25 protein-coding genes are annotated in these 26,939 nt (G+C 44.1%); all 25 read left to right on the forward strand.

Going from position 1 to position 26,939, the window contains the following annotated elements:
* Positions 1-153 precede the first annotated feature (153 nt).
* Positions 154-1,053, forward strand: a complete 900-nt coding sequence (gene dpsA / locus NST85_RS12210) for a dipicolinate synthase subunit DpsA (RefSeq protein WP_127191735.1) — start codon at positions 154-156, stop codon at positions 1,051-1,053.
* On the forward strand, positions 1,050-1,643 hold the full coding sequence (locus NST85_RS12215; protein WP_127191734.1) for a dipicolinate synthase subunit B: 594 nt from the start codon (positions 1,050-1,052) through the stop codon (positions 1,641-1,643). Before dpsA ends, NST85_RS12215 begins: the two co-directional genes overlap by 4 nt.
* 71 nt (positions 1,644-1,714) lie before the next feature.
* On the forward strand, positions 1,715-2,749 hold the full coding sequence (locus NST85_RS12220) for an aspartate-semialdehyde dehydrogenase (protein ID WP_341189416.1): 1,035 nt from the start codon (positions 1,715-1,717) through the stop codon (positions 2,747-2,749).
* Positions 2,750-2,834: 85 nt separating this feature from the next.
* Complete coding sequence (gene dapG, locus NST85_RS12225) at positions 2,835-4,058, forward strand: aspartate kinase (RefSeq protein WP_127191732.1); 1,224 nt, start codon at positions 2,835-2,837, stop codon at positions 4,056-4,058.
* 74 nt (positions 4,059-4,132) lie between these two features.
* Positions 4,133-5,008, forward strand: coding sequence for a 4-hydroxy-tetrahydrodipicolinate synthase (gene dapA / locus NST85_RS12230; RefSeq protein ID WP_341189417.1), 876 nt, complete (start codon positions 4,133-4,135; stop codon positions 5,006-5,008).
* A 231-nt stretch (positions 5,009-5,239) separates the two neighbouring features.
* Positions 5,240-6,919, forward strand: a complete 1,680-nt coding sequence (locus NST85_RS12235; RefSeq protein WP_307399746.1) for a ribonuclease J — start codon at positions 5,240-5,242, stop codon at positions 6,917-6,919.
* Positions 6,920-7,216: 297 nt separating this feature from the next.
* Complete coding sequence (locus tag NST85_RS12240) at positions 7,217-7,984, forward strand: ClpP family protease (RefSeq protein ID WP_370877720.1); 768 nt, start codon at positions 7,217-7,219, stop codon at positions 7,982-7,984.
* The gene (locus tag NST85_RS12245) at positions 7,981-8,214 is read left to right on the forward strand and encodes a YlzJ-like family protein (RefSeq protein WP_307399744.1); all 234 of its coding nucleotides are present in this window, start codon (positions 7,981-7,983) and stop codon (positions 8,212-8,214) included. Before NST85_RS12240 ends, NST85_RS12245 begins: the two co-directional genes overlap by 4 nt.
* A gap of 129 nt (positions 8,215-8,343) precedes the next feature.
* Positions 8,344-10,944, forward strand: a complete 2,601-nt coding sequence (locus NST85_RS12250; protein WP_445671180.1) for a DNA translocase FtsK — start codon at positions 8,344-8,346, stop codon at positions 10,942-10,944.
* Positions 10,945-11,114: 170 nt separating this feature from the next.
* Positions 11,115-11,951, forward strand: coding sequence for a spore cortex-lytic enzyme (sleB, locus tag NST85_RS12255; protein ID WP_307399738.1), 837 nt, complete (start codon positions 11,115-11,117; stop codon positions 11,949-11,951).
* Positions 11,952-12,123: 172 nt separating this feature from the next.
* Complete coding sequence (yfmF, locus tag NST85_RS12260) at positions 12,124-13,404, forward strand: EF-P 5-aminopentanol modification-associated protein YfmF (RefSeq protein WP_341189419.1); 1,281 nt, start codon at positions 12,124-12,126, stop codon at positions 13,402-13,404.
* Between the two features lie 3 nt (positions 13,405-13,407).
* Complete coding sequence (yfmH, locus tag NST85_RS12265; protein WP_341189420.1) at positions 13,408-14,688, forward strand: EF-P 5-aminopentanol modification-associated protein YfmH; 1,281 nt, start codon at positions 13,408-13,410, stop codon at positions 14,686-14,688.
* Between the two features lies 1 nt (position 14,689).
* Positions 14,690-15,457: an elongation factor P 5-aminopentanone reductase gene (gene ymfI, locus NST85_RS12270; RefSeq protein ID WP_341189421.1), complete on the forward strand. Its 768-nt coding sequence runs from the start codon at positions 14,690-14,692 to the stop codon at positions 15,455-15,457.
* A 126-nt stretch (positions 15,458-15,583) separates the two neighbouring features.
* Positions 15,584-15,838 carry a DUF3243 domain-containing protein gene (locus tag NST85_RS12275; RefSeq protein ID WP_127191936.1) on the forward strand — a complete coding sequence of 85 codons (255 nt, stop codon included), beginning with the start codon at positions 15,584-15,586 and terminating at the stop codon, positions 15,836-15,838.
* Between the two features lie 212 nt (positions 15,839-16,050).
* Positions 16,051-16,821 (forward strand): DUF3388 domain-containing protein, encoded by a 771-nt coding sequence (locus NST85_RS12280; RefSeq protein WP_127191935.1) that lies wholly within the window; start codon positions 16,051-16,053, stop codon positions 16,819-16,821.
* 70 nt (positions 16,822-16,891) lie between these two features.
* On the forward strand, positions 16,892-17,881 hold the full coding sequence (locus NST85_RS12285) for a RodZ family helix-turn-helix domain-containing protein (RefSeq protein ID WP_341189422.1): 990 nt from the start codon (positions 16,892-16,894) through the stop codon (positions 17,879-17,881).
* Positions 17,882-17,963: 82 nt separating this feature from the next.
* Positions 17,964-18,131, forward strand: coding sequence for a hypothetical protein (locus tag NST85_RS12290; RefSeq protein WP_341189423.1), 168 nt, complete (start codon positions 17,964-17,966; stop codon positions 18,129-18,131).
* Positions 18,132-18,329: 198 nt separating this feature from the next.
* Positions 18,330-18,821 carry a YajQ family cyclic di-GMP-binding protein gene (locus NST85_RS12295; RefSeq protein WP_127191721.1) on the forward strand — a complete coding sequence of 164 codons (492 nt, stop codon included), beginning with the start codon at positions 18,330-18,332 and terminating at the stop codon, positions 18,819-18,821.
* A gap of 142 nt (positions 18,822-18,963) precedes the next feature.
* Entirely contained in the window at positions 18,964-19,125 is a 162-nt protein-coding gene (locus NST85_RS12300; RefSeq protein WP_341189424.1) for a hypothetical protein, read from the forward strand.
* A gap of 2 nt (positions 19,126-19,127) precedes the next feature.
* Positions 19,128-19,715: a CDP-diacylglycerol--glycerol-3-phosphate 3-phosphatidyltransferase gene (pgsA, locus tag NST85_RS12305; RefSeq protein WP_127191934.1), complete on the forward strand. Its 588-nt coding sequence runs from the start codon at positions 19,128-19,130 to the stop codon at positions 19,713-19,715.
* Between the two features lie 54 nt (positions 19,716-19,769).
* The gene (locus NST85_RS12310) at positions 19,770-21,035 is read left to right on the forward strand and encodes a competence/damage-inducible protein A (protein ID WP_341189425.1); all 1,266 of its coding nucleotides are present in this window, start codon (positions 19,770-19,772) and stop codon (positions 21,033-21,035) included.
* Between the two features lie 1,049 nt (positions 21,036-22,084).
* The gene (gene recA, locus NST85_RS12315; protein WP_127191719.1) at positions 22,085-23,146 is read left to right on the forward strand and encodes a recombinase RecA; all 1,062 of its coding nucleotides are present in this window, start codon (positions 22,085-22,087) and stop codon (positions 23,144-23,146) included.
* A 121-nt stretch (positions 23,147-23,267) separates the two neighbouring features.
* Positions 23,268-24,101 carry a regulatory protein RecX gene (locus tag NST85_RS12320; protein ID WP_341189426.1) on the forward strand — a complete coding sequence of 278 codons (834 nt, stop codon included), beginning with the start codon at positions 23,268-23,270 and terminating at the stop codon, positions 24,099-24,101.
* A gap of 299 nt (positions 24,102-24,400) precedes the next feature.
* Positions 24,401-25,942: a ribonuclease Y gene (rny, locus tag NST85_RS12325; protein ID WP_341189427.1), complete on the forward strand. Its 1,542-nt coding sequence runs from the start codon at positions 24,401-24,403 to the stop codon at positions 25,940-25,942.
* Positions 25,943-26,053: 111 nt separating this feature from the next.
* Positions 26,054-26,848: a TIGR00282 family metallophosphoesterase gene (locus NST85_RS12330; protein ID WP_127191717.1), complete on the forward strand. Its 795-nt coding sequence runs from the start codon at positions 26,054-26,056 to the stop codon at positions 26,846-26,848.
* The last annotated feature ends 91 nt before the right edge of the window (positions 26,849-26,939 follow it).

Here is a 26,939-nt window from a genome sequence, read left to right on the forward strand (position 1 = left end):
TTATTATCTACAAATTTACAAAAGCTTACAATACTACAGCCAAATGGCTGAGGTATTGTAAGCTTTTTTTGTTAGATGATCAGTTTCACCACTTGATAGGCAATGGCATACGATACTCTATACTGTGTTGCTTTGGAAGGAGTGCCATCCTGAATGCTTACAGGACTTACCATTCTCTTCGTTGGTGGAGATGCACGACAGATTGAAGTTATTAACAAATGTGTTGAAATGGATGCGACAGTACGAGTTGTCGGATTTGACCGATTGGAGTCCCCTTTGATCGGAGTATCTCATGAAACCCTAACACCAGGTCTCCTAGCGGGAGCCGATGTAGTCGTTCTACCAGTAATGGGTTGCGATGATCATGGTGTCATTTCTGCACCGTTCTCAACGGGGGAAGTAGTGATTAGAAATGAGATGTTCGCGGCAATACGGGAGGGCGTCTTGGTGTATACGGGAATTTCCAAGAGCTTCCTGAAAAAAATGAGTATGGAATACGGTTTTCGCTTGATTGAGCTACTAGAACGTGATGACGTAGCGATATACAATTCGATTCCTACAGCGGAAGGCGCCGTCATGATGGCGATACAGAATACGGATATTACGATCCATGGTTCGTCATGTATTGTGCTTGGAATAGGACGTACAGGTTTCACGTTGGCGGAAACATTGAAAGGATTAGGAGCGACAGTAAAGGTAGGAGTGCGACGAGAAGACCATGTTGCAAGAGCAGTACAAATGGGCTGGAAGCCTTTTGCGACAACGGATTTGGCTCTTTATGCCGGGGAGATTGACTTGATTTTTAATACAATTCCGACTATGATAGTCACAGCGCAAATCATCTCGAAATTGCCCCGGCAGGCAGTCATTATCGACCTTGCCTCTGCTCCTGGTGGAACGGATTTCCGTTTTGCTGAAAAACGCGGAATCAAGGCTCTTCTTGCTCCTGGTTTACCTGGAATCGTAGCTCCCAAAACGGCTGGAATTATCATAGCGAACTCGTTATGTCAGTCAATTATGGAAGAGTTTCATATACGGGGGGATGAAGAGTGAATTGGCAAGGGAAAACAGTTGGCTATGCCATTACCGGGTCGCATTGTACATTTGCAGAAGTAATGCCACAAATTCAACGATTTGTTGACATGGGTGCGAAAGTTGTTCCGATTGCTTCGCAGACGGTAATGACGACAGATACTCGATTCGGCAAGTCGGATAATTGGCAGAAACAGTTGAAAGATATAACAGGGAATGATATTATTTCTACAATTGTGGATGCTGAACCATTAGGTCCTAGCAAACTTTTGGATGTTTTGGTAGTTGCCCCTTGTACGGGGAATACAACAAGTAAACTGGCTAACGCTATGACTGACAGTCCAGTATTGATGGCGGTCAAAGCGCAGCTTCGCAACAGTCGGCCCGTGGTACTCGCGGTTTCGACAAATGATGGATTAGGGTTTAATCTGGCGAATATCGCAAAGTTAATTGTTGCTAAGCATATTTATTTTGTACCGTTCGGTCAAGATAGCCCAGAAGGCAAACCAAACTCGCTTGTCGCCCGGATGGAACTTGTTCCAGAGTCGTGCTATGCAGCACTAGAGGGACGGCAGATTCAACCACTTATTATTGAAAAATTTCGGAACTGAACAACCTTTACTAGTGTATTAACTCATTAACTATTATAAATTGTGATGTAAGAGAAGGGGAGACGTGCCAGATGAGCAAGACGAAATTTAATGTCGCTGTAGTCGGAGCGACGGGAGCCGTAGGAGAACAAATTATCGGATTATTAGAGAAAAGGGACTTTCCGGTAGATAAGCTGAAGCTATTATCTTCGGCACGTTCAGCGGGTACCGTTCTTAACTTTAAGGGACAGGAAATTACCGTTGAGGAGGCTGGCCCGGACAGCTTTGAGGGTATTGATATTGCACTATTCAGCGCTGGTGGAGATGTAAGTAAGGAGCTTGCTCCACATGCTGTGCGTCATGGTGCGGTATGTATTGATAACACGAATGCATTCCGGATGGATCCAACGGCTCCGCTTGTTGTACCTGAAGTGAATGCCGATCAAATCGACAAGCACCAAGGTATCATTGCTAATCCGAATTGTTCTACTATTCAAATGGTCGCGGCATTGAAGCCGCTTTATGATTCATACGGTATTTCACGTATTATTGTGTCAACGTACCAAGCCGTATCCGGTGCAGGTGCTAAAGCAATTAATGAAATGTTGCGTCAGAGCAAAGAGGTGTTGGAAGGTAGAGATGCTAACCCGGATATTTTACCGGTTGGGTCGTTACCAGTGAAGCACCAAATCGCATTTAACGCAATTCCGCAAATTGATAAATTCCAGGATAATGGATATACACTTGAAGAGATGAAGATGGTACGTGAGACCAAGAAAATTTTTGGAGATGAAGATATTGCTGTGACTGCTACTTGTGTACGCATACCAGTAATATATGGTCACTCTGAATCGGTGTACGTTGAACTGAAGAACGACTACGAACTCGAAGAAGTGAAACAACTTCTTGCGGAGTCACCTGGTATTACACTTGTAGACGATCCGGCAGCTCAAGCTTATCCGCTTGCAACGGATGCAGCAGGTAAAATTGATGTATTTGTAGGGCGGGTACGTCGTGATCTTGGAAATGCACGTGGACTTAATTTGTGGATCGTTTCGGATAATCTGCTCAAAGGCGCTGCATGGAACGCCGTACAGATCGCGGAGATCATTGCGGCGAAGGCGTAAGTTACGCTAACTTCAACATTATAGGCTTATTAAGGAAACGGAATGAAGTTACGCTTTACTCCGCATATGAAACGGGAGGATACCCATGCGCATTTTGGTGCAAAAGTTCGGTGGAACGTCTTTAGCTTCTAAAGAAGCTAGAGGACATGTCATTTCACACATCAAAAGAGAACTTAAGAACGGTTATCGGCTGGTGGTTGTAGTTTCGGCGATGGGGCGTAAGGGAGAACCTTACGCTACAGATACTTTACTCGATTTAATCTCCGCTGGTGGTGGATCGCTGCCAGCTAGAGAACAGGATTTATTACTTAGCTGTGGTGAAATTATATCGGCAACTACACTCTGCAGCTTGCTGCAGAGTGAACTTATCTCCTCGGTTGTTTTGACAGGGGCTCAAGCAGGTTTTCGGACGGATCAACAATTTGGAAACGCACGTATTTTAGATATAGTACCTACCAGAGTCTTGGAAGAACTAGAACATAAGGATGTTGTTATTGTTACTGGATTCCAAGGTCAAAGTTTGGATGGTGACCTCACGACTCTCGGTCGGGGAGGTAGCGATACTTCTGCTACTGCGCTGGGTGCAGCTCTCCATGCCGAAATGGTAGATATATATACAGATGTCAATGGGATACTAACGGCTGATCCAAGGATTGTTGAAGATGCACAGCCTTTGGAATACGTAAGTTATGCTGAAATTTGCAATATGGCCCATCAGGGGGCTAAGGTGATTCATCCCCGCGCTGTCGAAATTGCGATGCAATCGGGTATTCCGGTACGGGTGCGTTCTACGTTCTCGGAAAGTGAGGGGACACTTGTAGCGAATCCTGAAGGTTTTAAAGACGTTCAGACTGGAGTTGTAGACCGTTATGTGACAGGAATTGCTTACGTTGCTAACGTAACACAGATTACGGTTGAGTCTCAGAGTAAAACTGGACACAATCTTCAACTGAAGGTATTTAAAGCTATGGCTGAGAATGACATCAGTGTAGATTTTATTAATGTTACCCCTTCGGGAGCCGTTTATACTGTATTTGATTCCGATTCGGCTAAGGCTGAAGCTATTCTAGAACAGCTAGGACTCGGGCCACGTATCTTAACAGGATGTGCCAAGGTATCCGTCATCGGAGGCGGAATTAACGGTGTTCCTGGGATTATGGCAAAGATTGTCGAAGCCCTTTCAGAGCAAAATGTTCAGATCTTACAGTCGGCGGATTCTAACACAACAATTTGGGTGTTAGTTAATAAGGAAGATATGGTTCAAGCGCTGCGGGCGCTTCATGCAAAGTTTGAACTTGGGCGTTGCTAGTTAAAGAAAGTAAATAACGCGGAAGTTTTACCAAGGTAAGATGGGTGTCCGCAGAAGCTGAAGGAGGAGAAGCAATGGATTTCGGAAGATTAATTACTGCCATGGTGACTCCCTTTGATGATCAGGGACTCATCGATTGGGAACAAACCAAACGGTTAATGGATTATCTGATTGAAGAGCAAAGATCTGATGCCTTAGTTGTCTGTGGTACAACAGGCGAGTCGCCTACTTTAAGAGATGAAGAAAAGTTGGAATTGTTTAAATTCGCGGTAGAATACAGTGCAGGTCGTTGCAAAATCATTGCTGGTACAGGAAGTAACGCTACCGCACATTCAATCCACTTAACCCAGGAAGCAGAGCGGCAGGGTGTGGATGGTGTACTACTGGTTGTTCCTTATTACAACAAGCCTAATCAAGAAGGTTTATACCGGCATTTTGAAGCAATAGCGCAATCCACCTCGCTACCTGTTATTCTTTATAATGTACCAAGTCGTAGCATAATCAGCATGAGCGCAGCTACAACTCTTCGATTGGCACAGATTCCTAACATCGTGGCTACTAAGGAATGTGCTTCACTGGAACAGGTAGCTACAATTGCTGCAGAAGCACCAGAAGGCTTCAAGGTGTATTCGGGAGATGATTCGGCGGCATTACCTGCTCTATCGGTTGGTGCGTACGGTGTGATTAGCGTTGCAAGTCATATTATCGGTGATAAAATGAAGCAAATGCTTACTTCATTTATAGAAGGACGTGTGCTTGAAGCGGCCAGACTTCATCAAGAAATGTTACCTACGTTCAAAGGCTTGTTCGAATGTCCAAATCCAGTACCAAATCCCGTTGCTGTAAAGTTTGCGCTTAACGAACTTGGGTATTCAGTTGGCTCTGTTCGTCAACCACTTTTACCTCCGACTGAAGAGGAAGCGAGCTTCATTCGTAACTTGCTGAGATAAGCAGGAATTCCAAATTTAAGTCATCCTTCCAAAAACCGTTGCCTCCTTATAGGCATCGGTTTTTTCGTTATGGAACAAGTTAAAGTTAAACGGCAAGAAAGCGTTTGACTTGTTTTTTGTCAAATTAATCATGTATAATGGTTTCAAGTGACTGGGTGCGGTGAATTTTAATTAAAATTTAATAATAATAAACTATACGACGTCCAAATTAATTAGGAGGGTTGGATTCTTTTGTCCAAAAAAAATAATAATGAAAAATTGATGATCTTTGCATTGGGCGGCGTCGCTGAAATTGGGAAGAACATGTATGTCGTTCAATATGGCAATGATATTGTTGTCATCGACTCCGGCTTGAAATTTCCGGAAGAGGACATGCTTGGTATTGATATTGTTATTCCTGATATCACATACTTGACGGAGAACCGCGATAAGGTAAGAGGCATCGTGCTTACGCATGGTCATGAAGACCATATTGGTGGATTGCCTTATGTACTGAAGAATTTGAATGTTCCCGTTTACGGAACGAAATTGACTTTAGGTCTTGTGGAAAGCAAGCTGAAAGAAGCCAATTTGCTCGGCGAAACAAAACGGGTGCTAATCAACGCTGATTCAGAAATTGAACTGGGAACAACGATGAAGGCTACTTTCTTCAAAACAAATCACAGTATTCCTGATTCTGTCGGTGTTTGCATTGAAACTCCTGAAGGTAATGTTGTGCATACAGGTGACTTTAAGTTTGATCACACACCTGTTAATGATCAATATGCTGATTTGCATCGTATGGGTGAAATCGGCGCAAAGGGAGTACTTGCACTTCTTTCGGATAGTACCAACGCTGAGAAACCTGGATTTACACCTTCAGAGAAAAATGTAGGTATCGTGCTTAATGATATTTTCCGTAAAGCACAACAACGGGTGGTTGTAGCCACATTTGCTTCTAACGTTCACCGTGTTCAACAAGTAATTGATGCCGCTTTTGCAACGGGTCGAAAGATAACAATTATCGGTCGTAGTATGGTTAATGTGGTTTCAATCGCTTCAGAACTAGGATATCTTAACGTACCAGAAGGTATTTTGATTGAGCCAGAAGAAGTGAACAAAATGGCCGCTGACAGAGTTGTTATACTGTGCACAGGTAGCCAAGGTGAGCCTATGTCGGCATTAACTCGTATGGCGCGTTCGACGCATCGTAAAGTAGATATTTTACCTGGTGATACGGTAATTATTGCAGCAACACCTGTACCAGGTAATGAAAAATATGTAGGACGTACTATTGATGAACTGTTCCGCCTCGGAGCAGAGGTTATTTATAGTGGTTCTAATACGGGTGTCCATGTATCAGGTCATGGTAGCCAGGAAGAATTAAAATTAATGCTAAATCTAATGAGACCTAAATTCTTCATTCCAATTCACGGTGAATACCGTATGCTGCGTAAACATGCGCAACTAGGTCAATCTGTAGGGATCGATCCGGAGAACATCTTCTTGATGGATATCGGTGAGATTGTTGAAATTGACAATGGTACTGCACGCAAAGCTGGCAAAGTACCTGCTGGTAACGTATTGATCGATGGGTTGGGTGTTGGCGATGTAGGGAATATCGTACTTCGTGACCGCAAATTGTTGTCACAAGATGGTATCTTAGTTGTCGTTGTCACGCTTAGCAAGCAGGATGGTACAATCGTCTCCGGTCCGGATATTATCTCTAGAGGGTTCGTTTATGTAAGAGAATCCGAAGGGCTTCTGGAAGAAGCAAATCGCATAGTATCCAGCACTTTAGAGAAGCTAATGAGTGAGAATGTGAATGAATGGGCTTCCCTGAAAACAAACGTGAAAGATGCACTTGGTCGTTTCCTTTACGAACAAACTCGTCGTAGACCGATGATTCTTCCAATTATTATGGAAGTATAAGTAACACACGCAAGCAGAATATAATTATAAGTTAGGCACACAGTCGCCTTTTCTCCTACCGGTAACATTGGACGGTTCCTTGTGGGAGAGAAGGCTTTTTTTATACGAAATTATGTTACGGAGCTAATCTTAACGTAATGGAATATATGTTAAAGAGAAAGCCCTCATGATATGGGGGTTATTTTTGTGTCTTTTTTATGATTAACGTTGCATAGAGGACGGAAGGTTGTCGGCATACTATTATTTGCGATGGTTATAACAATCAAAATGGGCCAGGATGGCCGGGAGGAAGCAAATATGGTGAACAGATATTCTAAGTTGCATATGAGTGAGAATAATGAGGGGGAGATACCGGCTAATACTCCTGAAAGTGATAAGAAAGCAGTTCCTCCAGTGACAGATATGATTGAACAGTTAGGTCAGACTGCCGTGCCGACACCTGGTGAATCAAACATTCACTGCTTAACGATTATTGGTCAAATTGAAGGGCATATCGTACTGCCTCCGCAGAACAAAACGACGAAATATGAGCACTTGCTGCCACAACTTGTTGCGGCGGAGCAGAATCAGAATATTGAGGGTCTGATGATCATTCTAAATACGGTTGGAGGGGATGTGGAGGCGGGACTCGCGATTGCTGAAATGATAGCATCTCTGACCAAACCAACGGTTACTGTCGTGATCGGTGGAGGCCATAGTATAGGGGTACCGATCGCAGTAGCGTCAGATTATTCTCTTATTGCGGAAAGTGCGACCATGACGATTCATCCGATACGTATGACGGGGCTGGTGATCGGTGTGCCGCAAACCTTTGAATATATTGAGAAGATGCAGGAGAGAGTAGTTCGGTTTGTAACGATGCATTCGAATATTTCAGAAGAAATGTTTAAAGAATTTATGTTCAAAATGGGTGGGCTAAACCGTGATGTCGGCACTGCAGTAGGAGGAACTGAAGCGGTGAAGTATGGATTGATTGACGGAATTGGAGGAATCGGTGAAGGTCTAAAAAAACTGAACTCGCTGATCGAGGCACGGCGAGCAAATGCTGGGGGGATCATTCAATGAGTTATTATACGATTATACCTGAGGAGATGTACGGAGAGAACGAGAATGAGGAATTGAACTATATGTACAGTGAGGTCGAACTAGGAGGGGTTCTGATGCAGGTTAGAATGGATGGGGGGAACCGTGCGACAATCGTTCGTTTGCTGCGCTGTAGTAGCCTTAATGATTATCTAAATCCGGCTTATGCCCCAGGCGGGCAGATTGCTTACATTCCGATGTTACTTAGATAAGAATTAGCTTGTAGATCAATCTATCCTAGTATAGGAAGCTCCCCAGAAAATATGGTATAATATTCATCTGGGGGGTGTTCCTTTTTGGCAGCGCGTAAACGTAAAAAGAAAAGAGCTAAGCTTGGAAGTATGCTTAAATATGAAATTTATGGAATCATCCTAATTACACTATCAATAATCGCCTTGTCCGGGGAAGCAGCGGTTGGAAGAACTTTGTCCAAAATGTCTGCATTAGTTCTCGGTAAATTTTACTTTGCTATTCCTCTGATTGGAATCTATGTTGGTCTTGCAGTTATGATAAGTAGAAAGTGGCCATCTCGCTGGGGAACAAGACGGAGTGGAGCGCTTCTTGCTGTACTTTCACTTGTACTCATGAGCACTATTCTTTCCATGCAACAGAAGCTTGTACCCGCAGTTCCGATGTCGGCGGGTAATATTTTGTCGCAAATTCATCGGGATTTGCAGGGATCGCTCTTTGGACCTGGAATGGGAGACGCAGGATTTGATCTCCTTAATATGAATATCAGCGGTGGATACATAGGTGGATTAGAGTTTGCTTTGCTCTATTCCCTGTTCGGTATAGCTGGTGCTAAGTTAATCATGATCGTTATGTTGGCCATTAGTTTTATGCTGATCACAGGGCTATCATACGTAGAGTTATTTACCCTATTACGCACTAGAGTTGGCGTATTCGCTGAACAGGTTGGTAAGAAAATAAGAATGCTTCGTCCTGTGCCCGTACCAGCTAAGAAGAATCAACGCGTAATGAAGCCCGTCCCAATAGTGACCGATGATGACATCGAAGAAGAGGATAATGAGCCTGTTCCAAGAGTGGCGAAAAAGCCATTGTTTTTCCAGTTGCTTGGATTTAAGGGACGTTCTAATCCTGTACAAACGGAACCCGCTGTTCTGCACGAGACAGAACCGCAAGTAAGTGACATTATTGAGCAGGGTCCACCCAGTACTATTAATTGGAATGATCTGCAATATGCTGGAACGGGTATGTCCGGGAATTTGCAGAACGATCCTCATGCTAATCTTAATAGTACGGGAGGAGATACGGGACCGATCATCCGTGACTTCTTTGATAATATTCAAAAAGAAAATGGGTTCAGCAAGGATGAATTTGAACTTGATGAACAAGCAGATGGGCAACAGGTCTGGAATGTTCAAACCGAAGAGAGTGCTAGTCTGAGTCCGGATACAGAAGCCATCGATATTGTGCAAGAAGATGGGGAAACCTCATCTCCAGTGCCAACGGAAGATGTCGTAGAAGCAGTGGTACTTCCACCTAAACCGGCTCCAAAGCCGTACCAACTTCCTTCTTTTCGATTACTCTCTAAGCCTGCAGGTGCCTCTAAATCGGGAGATCAAGCTGACTACATGCAGACAGCACGTAAGTTGGAAGCTACACTAGAGAGCTTTGGTGTAAGAGCTCGTGTACTCGAAGTAGTTCGAGGCCCCGCGGTAACGCGTTATGAAATCCAACCTGATATCGGAGTTAAGGTTAGTCGGATCGTGAATTTAACTGACGATATTGCTCTGGCTTTGGCTGCTAAAGATATTCGCATGGAGGCGCCAATTCCAGGTAAATCAGCTATTGGTATTGAAGTACCCAATAGTGAGGTGTCACTTGTAACTATGCGTGAAGTTATGGAGACATCTACATTCTTGGAGGCGGAATCCAAGCTGTCTATTGCATTTGGACGCGACATATCAGGAGCGACAATCGTAGGTAATCTAACGAAGATGCCCCATCTGCTAGTTGCTGGAGCTACTGGCTCAGGGAAATCAGTGTGTATTAATGGTATTATCACGAGCATTTTGTATAAAGCAAAACCTAACGAAGTGAAATTTCTGATGGTCGATCCGAAAATGGTTGAGTTGAATATGTACAATGGGATTCCCCATTTGCTAGCTCCTGTGGTCACAGATCCAAGACGAGCCTCGTTGGCTTTAAAGAAGATCGTTGTTGAGATGGAGAAACGTTACGAGTTATTCTCTAAATCAGGAGCACGGAATGTTGAAGGGTATAACTTGATGATGAAGGATAACCCTGATGCTGTACTTCCGTATATTGTCGTTATTGTGGACGAGTTGGCAGACTTAATGATGGTCGCTGCTAAAGATGTGGAGGATGCAATTGCCCGTCTTGCTCAAATGGCCCGGGCCGCGGGTATTCATTTGATTATTGCGACGCAGCGTCCTTCTGTTGATGTTATTACCGGCGTGATCAAAGCAAACATTCCTTCACGTATTGCGTTTGGTGTATCATCTCAAGTTGATTCACGCACTATTCTTGATATGGCTGGTGCTGAGAAATTGCTGGGTCGTGGTGATATGTTGTTCATGCCTATGGGCGCATCCAAGCCAGTTCGTGTTCAAGGAGCGTTTATGAGCGATCAGGAAGTGGAGGCTATCGTAGGTTATGTCCGGGGTCAAGGACAAGCCGAGTATGATGAAAGTCTTGTTCCTGAAGTGGAGGATGAGGTTCAGGGAGAAGAAGAAGTGATGGACGAGCTGTACGATCAGGCGGTTCAGATCATATTGGAGGCTAAGCAAGCCTCTGTCTCACTGTTACAGCGTCGCATGCGTGTAGGTTATACTCGTGCTGGCAGGCTGATCGATTCGATGGAGGCCAGAGGTATCGTAGGCCCTTACGAGGGTAGTAAGCCAAGAGAAGTTCTGATCTCCATTGAACAATACAAGATGGGTAGGATCTCTTCCTGAAGTATGGATATGGGTTATAATAGTTGTACGAGGTTGTCTAAAAGCCGTGGGTATGGCTTTAGGACAACCTCTTTTTTTTGTCTTTGCGTAGTGCATAGGAAGAGGCAACGCTTGTCATACTAAAGTCAACCATTCATGTTAATCCACAAAAGAAAGGTAGAGCTAAACGTATGAAAAAAGCGAAAATTTGGTTTGCTGGCGGTTTAGTGCTGCTTCTATTCGGACTTGTATACGGGGTTATGGGGCTCCGGCAAACTACCGAAGTAACGTCGGCAATAGAAGAAAAAGCGGCCGAACCCTCACCACCAGCTATTCCGGTATTCAGTTCTCAAGTCATCACTTATGGAGCGTTTGGTGATGATGTATATGAACTTCAGGGCCGACTGTCTTATCTCGGTTTTTATTACGGTAAGTTAGACAGTATTTTCGGTTCGAAAACTCGTGATTCACTCAAATGGTTCCAATCCGAGTTTGGAATGAAGGTTGACGGCTTAGCTGGACCGAAGACTAAGCTTAAGCTTTATAATGCTACAAAGGATTGGAAGTGGGGGCAAACTAACACGGGAACAACAGCTAAACAACCCACCAAAACTCCAGCTAAAACAGAAACAAAGAAAGAGTCTCAATTGGCTCAATCCAATCGACATGGACTTTCCGAGAATGATTTGAAAATAATGGCCAATGCTGTATACGGGGAAGCACGCGGAGAACCATTTGAAGGTCAGGTTGCAGTTGCCGCAGTTATTCTCAACCGCGTTAAATCACCAAGCTTTCCGAATACCGCTTCTGGCGTTATTTTTCAGCCGGGTGCATTTACGGCAGTAGCAGATGGGCAAATATATCTTGAGCCAAATGAAAGTGCAAGAAAGGCTGTTCAACAAGCTTTGAACGGTTGGGATCCGTCAGAGGGATGTTTGTACTATTTTAATCCCGAAACAGCTACATCCAAATGGATTTGGACTCGTCCACAGTTGAAGACCATCGGGAAACATATCTTTTGTATGTGACAGATTATGCCGCCCTGTCGCACTTGGGCTGACAATCTGTCTATAAATACCGTTTGACAGGAAGCAGCCGCTGGTTTCATCAGGTTGCTTCTTTACTTTGGGATGGTATAGAATGGAACTACAATTTTAACAATAGAGTGTAATATCAGTCTCTCGTAAAGGAGTTTTGAGTTTGAATAAAACACGATTTGAGCGTGGCAGTGCAGGTCATATTCGGATTCACGTCCTGCCAACTAACAGATTCAAAACCTTCGCTATCTCACTGTTTGCGGGAATCCCGCTACATGAGGATACGGTTACAACTACCGCCCTAACACCGTTTGTGCTTCGACGTGGAACAGAGTCTCATCCAGAGACAATTGAGTTTAAAGAGCAACTTGAGCATTTATATGGCGCAGGTTTTGGATTCGACGTGTATAAACGGGGAGATTATCAAATCGTTCAGTTTAGAATGGACACCATTAATGACTCGTTTGTTAAGAGCGAGGAATCCATGCTCGAAAAGACAATTTCCTTTTTAGGTGAAGTCGTAACTAAACCTGTAACTGAAAATGGTGCATTCCGCCACTCATATGTGGCAACAGAGAAGGAAACCGTGCGCCAAAAATTAGAATCGATCATAAATGATAAGATACGTTATGCAGCTGAGCGCTGTATTGAGGAAATGTTCAAGAATGATCCTTATAGGCTTCATCCGCTAGGGCAGCGTAAAGAGCTTGAAGGAATTTCATCGGAGCTACTGTATGCGGCATATCAACAATGGTTACAGCAGGCAAGTTTAGATCTATACGTTGTTGGTGATACAACACTAGCCGAAGTGCAGGAACTGGTGGAAACAAAGTTCAATCTGAATCGTTCTACTACGCCAGACTATGCCCGGGTAGTTAATGATGTCACAGCTAGAGAAGTTCAAACGGTGGAAGAGGTCCTTGATGTCAACCAGGGTAAGCTCAACCTTGGCCTGCGCACACCGATTACTTATGGTGACGATCGATATGCCGCTGCCTTGTTGTATAACGGTATTCTTGGAAGTTACCCTCACTCTAAGCTGTTCATTAACGTTCGAGAGAAGGAAAGTCTCGCCTATTATGCTTCTTCGCGGTTTGACGGGCATAAAGGCATCATGACGATTCAATCTGGAATAGAGATGGAGAACTATACTAAAGCGCTAGATATTATCAAAGCGCAACTTGAGAGTATGCGCAGCGGCGAAATTAGTGAGCTTGAAATGTCCCAAACAAAAGCGATGATCCGCAATAGTTTGCTGGAGATTGGGGATTCTGCGTTCGAAATGATTGCTTACGATTTCAATCGTGTCCTATCTAACAAGGACCGTCCAGCGGAAGAATTGTTAAATCAAGTGGAGCGGGTTACTCCAGAAGATGTTGTTGCTGTGGCTGGAGAATTCCATTTGGATACCATTTACTTTTTGACTGGGAAGAGAGAGGTGTAGCTGGTGGAAGTCATCAAATATGATGCATTACAGGAATCTCTATATCATGAGACAATGGAGAATGGCCTTCAGGTTTATGTGCTTCCGAAACCAGGGTTTCAGAAGACATATGCCACTTTTTCTACGAAATACGGCTCGACTGACAATCATTTTCAGGTGGAGGGCGAGGAAGAAGTTTCCGTACCTGATGGCATTGCTCATTTTCTAGAACATAAGATGTTTGAGGAGCCGGAAGGTGATGTGTTTGCTAAGTTTGCCTCACAAGGTGCCTCTGCGAATGCTTTCACGAGCTTCGACCAAACCGTGTATCTGTTCTCCGCTACGGAGAATATTCCGGCAAATCTAGAGACCCTGATTGATTTTGTGCAGAATCCGTATTTTACGGATCAGAATGTGGAGAAAGAAAAGGGGATTATTGGTCAGGAAATCGGAATGTATCGAGATAATCCGGATTGGAGAGCTTATTTTGGGTTAATCGAAGCGATGTATGAGCTCCATCCTGTTCATATCGATATTGCCGGAACGGTGGAATCTATTGCGACCATTACCAAAGAAACTTTATATACATGTTATAACTCGTTCTATCATCCCAGCAATATGCTGCTCTTTGTAGTGGGGGGGGTAGATGCCGAGGAAGTATTTGAACTGGTTCGTAAAAATCAGTCGAGTAAGAAATATACGCCACAAGGTGCTATCAAGCGATTGTTCCAGCAAGAACCTACAAAGGTTCATGAGAAATTGCGCGAAATCAAACTTCCAGTCTCGTTACCTAAATGTCTATTCGGTTTCAAGGATAAGCAGATTGGGCTGACAGGTGAAGCATTGATCCGGCGCGATTTAACTACAAAACTGGCGCTGGATTTGTTGTTTGGTTCTAGCACTAAGCTGTATCAGAAATTATATGACATGGATTTGATTTCCGACAGTTTCGGGCATGAATACAACAGTGATCCGAATTATGGATTCTCAGCTATTGGGGGAGATACCAAGGATCCTGATGCCCTATTGAAGATCATCACCGAAGAAGTGAAGGCTATGACTGCTTCTGGCTTCAAGGAGGAGGACTTCGAACGGACTCGGAAGAAGAAAATTGGCGGGTACTTAAGAATGCTCAACTCACCGGAGAATATCGCTCACGAATTCACGAAATACCGCTTTCGCGGGGGAGATCTGTTCTCCATACTTGCGATTTATGAATCTTTAACGCTGGAAGAAGTGAATGCTCGGCTACGAGATCATATTGATTGGGAGCAGTTAGCAGTTTCACTTGTGGTGAGTCCTTAAAATGACAATACATCATGGGGTTGAGAAGGAAATTGGTGAAATGACCGTTCTGATTACGGGAGCGAGTCGGGGAATAGGAGCTCAGGTGGCACTAAGATTTGCCGCGGTTGGCATGAACATTGTTATTCATTATTTGAACTCACATGAAGCCGCTAATGAAGTGGCACGTAAGTGCATGGATTTAGGGGCTAAAGTGTATACAGTAACCGCAGACCTAAGAAGTAAAGAGCAAATTATGCGGATGAAAGAGAGACTGGACACCCACGGTATGCGACCTGATATCGTGGTGAATAATGCAGGGATTTCACATTATGGACTGCTCTCTGATGTGGATGAAGAGCACTGGGATGAAGTGATGGATGTTAATTTGAAGAGTGTTTTCCTATGTAGTCAAGCCTTTATGCCGTATATGATTCAACAACGGTTTGGCCGGATTATTAATGTGTCCTCAGTTTGGGGAATATCTGGTGGCTCGTGTGAAGCCGTTTATTCGGCTGCTAAAGGTGGCGTAAATGCTTTTACGAAAGCGTTGGCTAAAGAATTGGCTCCTTCCGGGGTTACAGTTAATGCAGTGGCTCCTGGTGCAGTGAAGACAGATATGATGAGTCGGTTTACCGATGAGGAACTTAGACTCCTTGAAGAAGAAATTCCAGTGGGACGGCTTGCTGCGCCCGAAGAGATATCTTCGCTAGTTTATTTTCTGGCTTTGCCGGAATCGGGCTATATCACGGGACAGATCATTAGTCCAAACGGAGGCTGGATGACCTGACTTAAGAGTCCAAGAAATAATTGGTCAGGAGCAGATGGCTCTTTCTAAGTATAAGGTTATCGAAAAAATCACATATTACAACTGTTGATTTTAAATCTCATGAGCCAAGCAAAGGAGGATTTAAAGATGTCAACAGTACTCAAAAATTTCGATACCTGGAAAAACTTCTTAGGTGAACGTGTCAAGAGTGCGGAGAAAGCAGGTCTCAGCGAAGAGGTTATCGCTAATCTTGCCTATGAGATTGGTGGTTTCCTTGATGAGAAAGTCGACCCGCAAAATTCTTCAAACCGTGCCCTGAAGGAAATTTGGGATGTAGGCGATGAAGAAGAGCGTAAAACCATTGCTCGTTTAATGGTGAAGTTGGCGAAGAAAAACGCATAGCTTGGCGCCGAAAAGCTCCCCTATTTAGGGGGGCTTTTCTCCCATTTTTTTCTGTGGCTTGCCTTTCAATTTCTTTTTATATATCATAAAATACGAATTGCTTTTTTAATACTGCATTTTGGGAGTAAAGATGTAGGCTATTTTAAAAATTAAGCAGGAAATAAGTCCTAAATTGTCGAAAGAGGCAGTAGGAACTAAAGAAGGTGTTCATGTTGAAACAGAAACAGTGGTACTTGGAATATAAGATACATAAAAACCGTCCAGGTTTGCTCGGTGATATTGCTTCGATGCTTGGTATGCTTGAGATTAATATCTTAACAATTAACGGTGTTGAAGGTGAGACTCGTGGTATGCTGATTGAAAGCGACGATGATGAGAAGATCGCTCTGATCGGCAATATGTTGGGAAAGGTGGATAGCATTACCGTAACCGCTTTGCGTAGTCCACGATTGGTCGATCTTTTAGCTGTGCGGCATGGACGTTATATAGTTCGCGATTCTGATGATGATAAGACATTTCGGTTCACGAGAGACGAACTTGGGTTATTAGTCGACTTTTTGGGTGAAGTATTAAAGAGAGAGGGTCATCAAGTAATTGGATTACGAGGTATGCCTCGAGTTGGCAAAACGGAATCCATTATTGCAGGAAGCGTCTGCGCCATGAAACGTTGGACGTTCGTATCATCGACTCTGCTTCGGCAAACAGTCCGTAGTCAATTATCTGAGGATGAGCTCAGCCCTAATAATGTTTTTATTATAGACGGTATCATTAGTACATTACGCACCAATGAAAAACACCATCAATTGCTTCAAGAGATGATGGCTATGCCCTCAACTAAAGTAATCGAGCATCCTGATGTATTTATCAAGGAAACAGAATACGGATATGACGATTTTGACATAATTATCGAATTACGTAACAATCCCGATGAACAAATCGTATATGATTCGTTCACAACAATGTATGGTGATGAAGATTTATAGCAGTTTTAGAGTTTCTTTGACCAAAATATAGGGTAGTACCCATATAAATTATTTACTGGAGGTGATGGTTGTGTCGGATTTGGGCCAGCAATTGAAAGAAGCACGCCTTGCCAAAGGCTTGTCGCTCGACGATGTTCAGGAAGTAACAAAAATTCGCAAGAGATATTTGGAAGCCATCGAGGCAGGAGATTACAAAGTATTACCAGGGAGCTTTTATGTACGGGCTTTTATCAAAACTTATGCTGAAGCTGTAGGGATTGATCCTGATGAATTGCTTGCCGAACATAGCCAGCACGTTCCGGCTACGGCGTCTGAGCAGCAAACGATGGAACCTGTGATTCAGAAACGGCGTAGCAGGGTGGCGTCGGAACGCAACTCTAAGTGGTTGTCGACTACATTGATGTGGTCTTTTGCTGTCTTGATCCTTGTTGTGATTTATTTGTACTTTTCGTATGGCAGTAATTCAAAAGATGCGGGGAAAGACCAGCAAACAGACCCGACGAAGATTACTCAAGAACAGCAAGACCCAACAACAGCTGGTAACACGAACACCCCTTCCAATGGAAACGTGCAAAATGGAGGTCAGAATGGAACGGGCAATGCTGGTAATGGGGAAGGTACAGATACTCCGGGGAACTCGGGAAATGGAACTGAGGGAACCGAAGGCGAAGGTGATACTCCGCCAGAAACGCCATTAGACATAGTTGTTGTTCCCGATGGAACGGAAGGAAGTACAACTAAGTTCAAAGTTCAGAATTCGAATGGTCAACCAGTACAAGTAGTCATTACCGCGACAGGTCGGAGTTGGATGGATATCCGTAAAGGAGATAAGAATGGTGAGAAGCTGTTCTTTGATACTACGGCCGATGGGGATGTTAAGACCTATGAGCTGGGACCTGAAGGGTTGTATATTAAGTCAGGTGCTTCTCCTTATACTACGATCACGGTTGCTGGAGTGGTAGTTGAAGACGGTAAGAATACGTCAAAAATACAATTGAATCTGGATATGGGTGAAGATACAAGCGCTGATGATACAAGCGCGAATGATACCACAGAATAAGGACACATCCTTAAGGAAAGGATAAATTTGCAGGTAGAGGTACCAGCAAGTGAATTCTTCTTAAAGGTGAGGTGTTTAATCCATGGCAATTAGTTGGGTTGTTACCGTTGTGGGTATTGTTGTTTCCCTTATTGGGTATTATTTGACCCCTGGTGCTTGGGGCTACGGTATTCTCGGGTTCGGTTTAGCTATTGTTGTACTTGGTATCTTGGATATGTTCCGTAGTCCGGAACGCCAGGGTGGAAAATAACTAACACAATATTAAGCAGGCGTTACAGTAAGTTATTCACTGAACGCCTGTTTTTATTTATTTGAAGCCTGAACTCTTGTCGTCTATCGTCGATTGGAGTTAGCTTACTAATTAATTTGAGGATCAAGCTAAGTGGACAGGGCTTGACCATCCGTCATATAATTAATGTATATAGGAATAAGGAAGGGATTGTGAAGTATGGCATCAGAAAGCTCATATGATATCGTTTCAAAAATGGATATGCAGGAATTAGCTAATGCTATTGATCAGACGGAACGAGAAATCGCTAATCGATTTGACTTCAAAGGCAGTAAAAGTGAACTTAAGATCGAAAAAGATGTATTGGTTATCACCTCAGATGATGAATACAAATTGAATGCAGTTATCGACATTTTGCAGTCTAAAATGATCAAACGGGGATTGCCGATTAAAAATTTGGACTATGGCAAAATCGAACCGGCATCTCTAGGTTCTGTGCGCCAGCGTATCAACTTGAAGACAGGTATCGATCAGGAGAATGCGAAGAAAATTAACATTCTAATTCGCGATTCAAAGCTGAAAGTCAAAAGCCAGATTCAAGGTGATTCCATCCGGGTGACCGGTAAAAGTAAAGACGACCTGCAAGAAATTATGCAGTTACTTCGTAAAGCTGATTTGTCAGTTGATTTGCAGTTCAACAACTTTAAATAGTGTAGTATTAGGTTTGGTCTCCCGCGGCGTAGAGCACTTTGCGAGGGACCTTTCTTTCTTTTTGACAGGGCCTGTTTCTAAATATTATACTTGTAGGGGAAAATAGAGGAAACGTTGTTCTAATTACTGGGGGATGGGACTCATGACAGAAAGAGTGAAGAGCACAAGACTAGGGAGTCAACTGACCCTGGCTCACAAGATTGATGGAGATGTTTACATGAAAAAGTGTCTCTCAGAGAGTAATGAAGTATCACAGGTACAAGGTATTCGTACTCATGAATTATCAGGGGAGGGTGTTCTGTGAATCTGAATCTGCCTAATCGTATTACGCTTGCGCGTATTTTTATGATTCCATTAATGTTAGTAGCCCTGCTTCTGGATTATGGGTGGTGGACTCGTGAAATCATTTTAGGAGATTATCACCTCCCACTCAACCAATTGATTGGTGCACTACTGTTCATTATTGCTGCTAGTACGGACGGTATAGATGGTTATATTGCTCGTAAGCGAAATATGGTCACTAATCTAGGTAAGCTACTCGATCCACTGGCTGACAAACTGTTGGTTGCGGCAGTATTGGTTGCGCTCGTATCTATGGGAAAACTTGATTCTTGGATGGTCATCATTATTATCAGCCGTGAATTTGCAGTGACGGGTTTGCGTGAGGTGGCACTATTAGAGGGTTCTGTTATTGCTGCCAGTAAGTGGGGGAAAGCGAAGACAATTACCCAGATTGTCGCGATTTCGGCATTACTACTGAACAACTTCCCGTTTGAATGGTTACATATTCCGTTTGATGATATCGCTATATGGTTTGCAGTGTTGATTACGATCTATTCCGGTATCGACTATTTCGTCAAAAACAAAGGGCTGTTCTCATTTTCTAAGGCTTAAGATACTTTAAAAGCAGCTTTGCCTTATAGCCCGTATAAGGAGACATGGCAGATTATGAAAGCGGAAATTATTGCAGTCGGTACAGAGCTATTACTGGGTCAGATCGTAAATTCTAATGCACAATATTTATCACAAGAACTGGCTTCTCTCGGAATTGATGTCTATTTCCAGACCGTGGTTGGCGACAATATGAATCGGCTCTGTGAGGCGACGCGTCTTGCTTCTTCTCGGGCTGATCTCATGATATTCACCGGTGGGATTGGACCAACTCAAGATGACATTACGAAGCAGGCCTTAGCTACTGTACTCGGAAGGTCTCTCCATATCGATCGTATGGCTATGGACAATTTAGATCGTTTTTTTAAGGATCGCGCACTTCCGATGACTGAGAACAATCGTCGTCAGGCGTTAGCTATCGATGGTGGTACACCTCTACCGAATGAGACTGGACTGGCCGTGGGAAATGCCCTATCTGAAGATGGGAAGTATTATATTGTGCTCCCGGGTCCTCCGAGTGAGATGAAACCAATGTTTCAGAATCAGGCCAAACCTTGGATTCTTGGACACGTTCTGACAAATGAGGCTCCGATATATTCTAAAATGCTCAAATTTGCTGGTATTGGCGAATCTTTGCTCGAGACCAAGTTGATGGATCTAATTGAGAACCAAAGCGATCCTACGATAGCACCCTACGCTAAAGAAAGTGAAGTCACGATCCGTATTTCGACAAAAGCGGAAAGTGATAGCGAGGCGCAGGAAAAGCTGAATACAATGGAACAGGAAATCACAGCTCGGCTGTCAGATCATCTCTACGCAAGCGAGGACGTTCCGATTGAGAAGGTCATCATCGATATGATGACAGAGCTGGGACTCACGCTTGGTATCGCTGAGAGCTGCACAGGTGGTATGTTGATGGAGACGATAACCTCAATTCCGGGTAGTGCTACTGTGTTTATAGGCGGGATTGTATGTTATTCCAATGCGATGAAAGAGAAGCTGCTTAACGTACCACACGATTTGTTGGAAGGTGATGACGCACCTGGTGCTGTCAGCGCCGAGACGGCCCGTGTGCTTGCCGAGCAAGTGCGTATGGTTGTAGATACCGACTTCGGCTTGTCCATTACCGGTGTGGCCGGTCCTGGCTATTCTGAGCGGAAGCCAGTTGGTCTCGTCTACATCGCCATATCCCGTAGAGGCGGCGACACACTTGTCATGGAGCTCAACCTGAAGGGGAATCGCGATACCATCCGTATCCGCTCCGCCAAAACGGTTCTCTATCATTTGTGGAAGCAGCTTAAGGAGAACGAAGTTCACAATTAATCCTCTCTTGCGCGTCACATATGCTAGATGTATAATCAAGTCACGGAAGAACCGTAGCTAACTGACCAAGTTATGCTGCGGTTCTTTTTTTGTTGTCTGTATAAGTAAAACTGTGGATTGTGAGTAGGCTACGATAGCGAAATGTTCTTACGATCGCTGTTGTCCCCGAATTTCTTGATTGAATTGTAATAGAGGTAGAAATTCGGGGACAAAGGCGAACGAAGCTTATGCTTCCGATGTAGCTTTCCCAAGGAAATCTTTTAGCTTCTTCAGAATCATTTCGCTATCTCCGCAGTCACTTTTTCTTTAGCTTAACTTATACATTCTTAAAAAACAGAAGCGAAGATTAATTTGTAGCTATATGACTTCTGTTGCCGACACATCTGTTTTCTCATTAAGCACTGAGTATGGTTATGAGTCTATATTTCCACGAAGGGGAGGTGCCGTACTATTAAATACAGTAGGCAAACAAGGCTGTTCAGTTCCGCATGACTAATACATTTAGGAAGATGTATCCCTAAAGGGGCAGTCGCCTCGAATAAGTAGTGGCATATTAGCGTTAGAGTACGTCTCTACAACGCAGGAGAACATCTGTAAGAGCGTACCCGAAGGAGAAAAGCGAGCCGCGCACCAACGTCAAGCGCATCCCCGAAGGGGGAAAAGCGAGCCATGCGCCAACATTAAGCGAATCCCCGAAGGGGAGAGCGATCAGGAGCGCCTCTGTACCTCGAATCGTCTCTAAAAAAAGGTTTTCACGGTAATATGGGTGCAGGAAAAGTAAGACGTACCCGAAGGGGGAAAAGCGAGCCATGCGCCAACATCAAGCGAATCCCCGAAGGGGAGAGCGATCAGGAGCGCCTCTACAACTCTAAAGTTCCTTAAAAGCCGGAGTCCAGAGGGTGCAACCCTTGGGGCCCTCCCTTAGGACAAGGGAGGGTTTGGGGGGGATGTGACAACACCCGAATGTATGTTCGAAAAAATGCTTGGCAAACGTATCGAAACAAGATACAATTAGTTTAGAGATTAATCATGATAAGGATGTGAGTTGAATGTCAGATCGTCGTGCAGCGCTGGATATGGCGCTTCGTCAAATAGAAAAACAATTCGGTAAAGGTTCGATTATGAAGCTCGGAGAATCCACTCATATGCAAGTGGAAGTTGTACCCAGTGGAGCGTTGGCATTAGATATCGCTTTAGGTATAGGGGGCTTTCCCCGTGGTCGGATTATTGAAGTATACGGGCCAGAATCATCCGGTAAGACGACGGTGGCATTGCACGCCATCGCTGAAGTTCAGAAAGCAGGGGGACAAGCAGCCTTTATTGATGCAGAGCATGCACTTGATCCTGCCTATGCAAGCAAGCTAGGCGTGAATATTGATGAATTGCTGTTATCCCAACCGGATACAGGTGAACAGGCCTTGGAAATCGCTGAAGCGCTGGTACGAAGTGGAGCGGTAGACATTATTGTTGTTGACTCCGTGGCAGCACTGGTTCCTAAAGCTGAAATCGAAGGCGATATGGGAGATTCCCACGTTGGTTTACAAGCAAGATTGATGTCTCAAGCACTTCGTAAATTGTCTGGTGCTATTAGTAAGTCGAAGACAATCGCTATCTTTATTAACCAGTTGCGTGAGAAAATTGGCGTTATGTTTGGTAACCCAGAGACAACTCCAGGGGGACGGGCATTAAAGTTCTATTCAACAATTCGTCTTGATGTACGTAGAGTTGAAGCGATTAAGATGGGCAATGACATGGTGGGTAACCGGACACGGATTAAGGTCGTGAAGAACAAGGTGGCTCCTCCATTCAAGCAGGCTGAAGTTGACATTATGTATGGTGAAGGTATTTCCAGAGAAGGAAGTATAGTTGATATTGGTGTCGAACTCGATATCGTAGATAAGAGTGGTGCTTGGTATTCTTATGCAGGAGAACGGCTTGGTCAAGGGCGTGAGAATGCTAAACAATATTTGAAAGATCATCCAGAAATAGCAAGTGCAATTGAACAGAAGGTTCGTGAGGGTAGCAATTTAACGACAGTGATTCCTCCGACTTCTGATAGTGAATTGGAGCAGTCATTGAAGGAAGAGGAAGAACTTCTCGAAGACGAATAAATTAGAAGTAGTTGATCGCTCTGATACCCGGTGTATTTGCCGGGGCAGAGCGTTTTTGTTATCCAGAATATTATGGTCTTAATTGGAATTAACTTCATTAAAATGCAAGGGAGTGGACAGAGTGGATTATCGACATGGCGGTTGGGGGAAAAGGCAGCAACAGGATAGACCTAAGGCTGGAGAAAGTCGTGCTAGTGAGGTCGTGGATATCTCCGATGAGAGGTCTTGGGACCAGCCGATTGAGAAACCGAGTCAAGAAGAAAATGGAATATCGGCTATGCCGGATAATGTAGATCTGACGATCACTTCTGTTATGCTTCTAAAACGTCCTAAATTTCGCTACCGAATCTTCTTTGGTCAGTATGCACTAGATGTACATGAAGATGTAATGATTAAATATCGAATGATTCAAGGGGCTGTATTTACTAAAAGCGATCTCGAGGAAGTCGTGTCGGCTGACGAACGGCAGAGAGGGTATGCAGATGCACTACTCTATTTGAGTCGGAAACCTCGTACATCTCATGAAATTGGAGTTCGTCTAGGAGAAAAGGGCTGGAGCAAAGATACGATAGAGAAAGTTCTTGAGCGGCTTATTAGAGAGAGATTTGTAGATGACGCTGCATACGCTCAGGAGTGGGCCGGACAGCGTGTTAAGAATCGAGGCAAGGGAAAGATGTGGATCCGGCATGAACTGCGTCAGAAGGGGGTCTCTAAGCCTCTCATTGAGGAAGCACTGAATGAGGTGAGCGAGGAAGATGAATTCGACAGCGCATTACAAATTGCCGTTAAGAAGTGGAAGGCAACAAAGGGAGAGCCACTAGAAAAAAGACGAAAAACCGGCACGTTTCTCATGCGTCGTGGATACTCTGGAGGGCTGGTTTCTAGGGTGATAAGCGAGTTAAGTCGCCGAGATGGAGTGAATGGGGAAGAGGACTGGGAAGAGGAATACAACTAAAAGATGACTTATCTTGTCATTTGCTTGACAACTTCTTTCGTCAAATAATAAAATGAATATGAATCTATATGTAATGGAGTCTTTTTTCCTTCCAAAATTATGGCTCTATAGAGATTCTGTTCGCCAATCATGAAGGTCTGCACTTCCGTATCTTTCAACGGAACGACCATGCTGCTGCATGGACAGCCTACCTGAATCGGCCTATAATCGATTCTTAGTATGATGATGAATGAGAAAGTTAATTACAATTGAAACAATCCCAAGGAATACCTTGGAGGAATCAGCGGGGAGGTGAACAGATGCATACAGTAATCTGGATCGTTCTCGTTGCAGCCGCTTTATTCTTGGGGTTCGTGGTCGGGTATTTTATTCGAAAATCTCTTGCGGAAGCTAAAATTTCCAGTGCGGAGCATGCTGCAAGTCAAATCTTGGAGGGTGCAAAGAAAGAAGCAGAAGCACTGAAAAAAGAAACGGTTCTGGAAGCCAAAGATGAGATTCATAGGCTCAGAACTGAAGCTGATAAAGACATTCGTGAACGTCGAAATGAAACTCAACGGCAGGAAAGACGATTGTTGCAAAAAGAAGAGTCGCTGGATAAAAAATTAGATTCACTTGAGCGAAAAGAAGAGCAAGTGGCAGGCAAAGAGAAACGAATTGAAGAAACTCAGCAACAAATTGACCTGATTTACAAGAGCCAGGTTCAAGAATTGGAACGTATCTCGAATTTAAGTATGGAAGATGCCCGTACCATTATCATGAACAATGTTGAGCAGGAAGTTCGCCACGAGTCGGCACAGTTGATCAAAGACATTGAACAGCAGGCAAAAGAAGAAGCGGATAAGAAAGCCCGTGAAATCATTACGCTCGCAATTCAACGTTGTGCAGCTGATCATGTTGCGGAAACTACGGTATCGGTAGTAACCTTACCGAACGAAGAGATGAAGGGACGGATTATCGGACGCGAAGGCCGTAACATCCGAGCTCTAGAAACTCTAACTGGAATAGATCTTATTATCGACGATACACCTGAAGCGGTTATTTTGTCGGGATTTGATCCAATTCGTCGGGAAATCGCACGTACAGCACTGGAGAAATTGGTGGCTGACGGACGTATCCATCCGGCACGGATTGAAGAGATGGTTGAGAAGTCTCGTCGGGAAGTGGATGAACGTATTCGTGAATATGGTGAGCAAGCTACATTTGAAGTTGGAGTACATGCGCTGCATCCGGATCTAATTAAGATCTTAGGGCGACTCAAATTCCGGACAAGCTATGGCCAAAACGTGCTGAAGCATTCGATGGAAGTCGCGTATCTGACTGGATTGATGGCTGCTGAGCTAGGTCAAGACATTGTACTTGCTAAACGTGCTGGTCTATTGCATGACATCGGTAAAGCGCTTGATCATGATGTGGAAGGATCTCATGTCGAAATCGGCGTAGAACTAGCTAAGAAGTATAAAGAGCATCCGGTGGTTATCAACAGTATTGCTTCCCATCACGGGGACTGTGAAGCCACATCCGTTATAGCCATGTTGGTCGGCGCAGCTGATGCTTTATCAGCAGCAAGACCAGGTGCGAGACGTGAAACGTTGGAAACATATATCCGACGGTTGGAGAAACTCGAAGAAATATCCGAATCGTTCGAAGGCGTTGAGAAGTCGTTTGCCATTCAAGCGGGCCGCGAGGTTCGGGTAATGGTACAACCTGACAAGATCGATGATGCGGAAGCATTCCGTCTTGCTAGAGACATCACGAAGACAATTGAAAGTGAACTGGATTATCCTGGTCATATCAAGGTTACCGTCATTCGCGAAACACGGGCGGTTGAATACGCAAAGTAAAGGTTATGATGAGAGTGGCCCCTTTGAGGGCCGCTTTTTCATTTTGCTAATAGTAGCTGCGAAGGTAATAAAAGCTACCATAGGTGTGCTACTTAAGAGGAGGTAATTATTATTAAAGTACTATTTATTGGAGATATTGTTGGTAATACTGGACGTAAGGCATTGAAAGAAACTCTTCCCTATTTGAAATCAAAATATAGCCCACATATCATTATTGCTAATGGAGAGAATGCTGCAGGCGGTCGAGGCATCACTGGAGCTATTGCTAGAGAGTTTTTTGAAATGGGTATTCATGGTTTAACGATGGGTAACCACACTTGGGATAACAGAGATATATTTGATTTCATTGATGACGAACCACGGATGGTTCGCCCGGCAAACTTCCCACCAGGGACTCCAGGACTGGGTCATACGATTATTAAGGTCAACAATAAAGAACTAGCGGTGGTTAATCTGATGGGCCGTACTTTTCTACCGGCGATTGATGACCCATTTCGTGCAGCAGATGAGATAATCGATAACTTGTCCAAAAAGCATAAACATATCTTGGTGGACTTCCATGCTGAAGCGACTTCGGAGAAAATATCCATGGGTTGGTATCTCGATGGCCGTGCTTCCCTAGTGGTTGGTACACATACACATGTACAGAGTAACGATGATGTCATTTTGCCGCAGGGAACTGCTTATTTAACGGATGCTGGTATGGTCGGTTCACGTGAAGGTGTGCTCGGAATGGAACGGGACGCTGTCTTGCGTAAGTTTGTAACCCAGTTGCCAGTGCGCTTCCAAGTGTGTGAAGGTAAATGGCAATTCCATGCCGTATTAGTTGATTTGGATGATGTTACTGGACGTGCTAAGAAGATTCAAAAAATCCGTATTCTCGAAGATGAGTGGTTAATGGATTAGTCCTGCGGTACCTCTGGGAAAAATAAGGAATGTATCTGACACTCCCGAATATGCTCTAAGTAGTGGAATTCAACCATTATTCCCAGGGAGG

The sequence above is a fragment of the Paenibacillus sp. FSL K6-2524 genome (genome assembly GCF_038005525.1).
GTDB lineage: Bacteria > Bacillota > Bacilli > Paenibacillales > Paenibacillaceae > Fontibacillus > Fontibacillus anaericanus.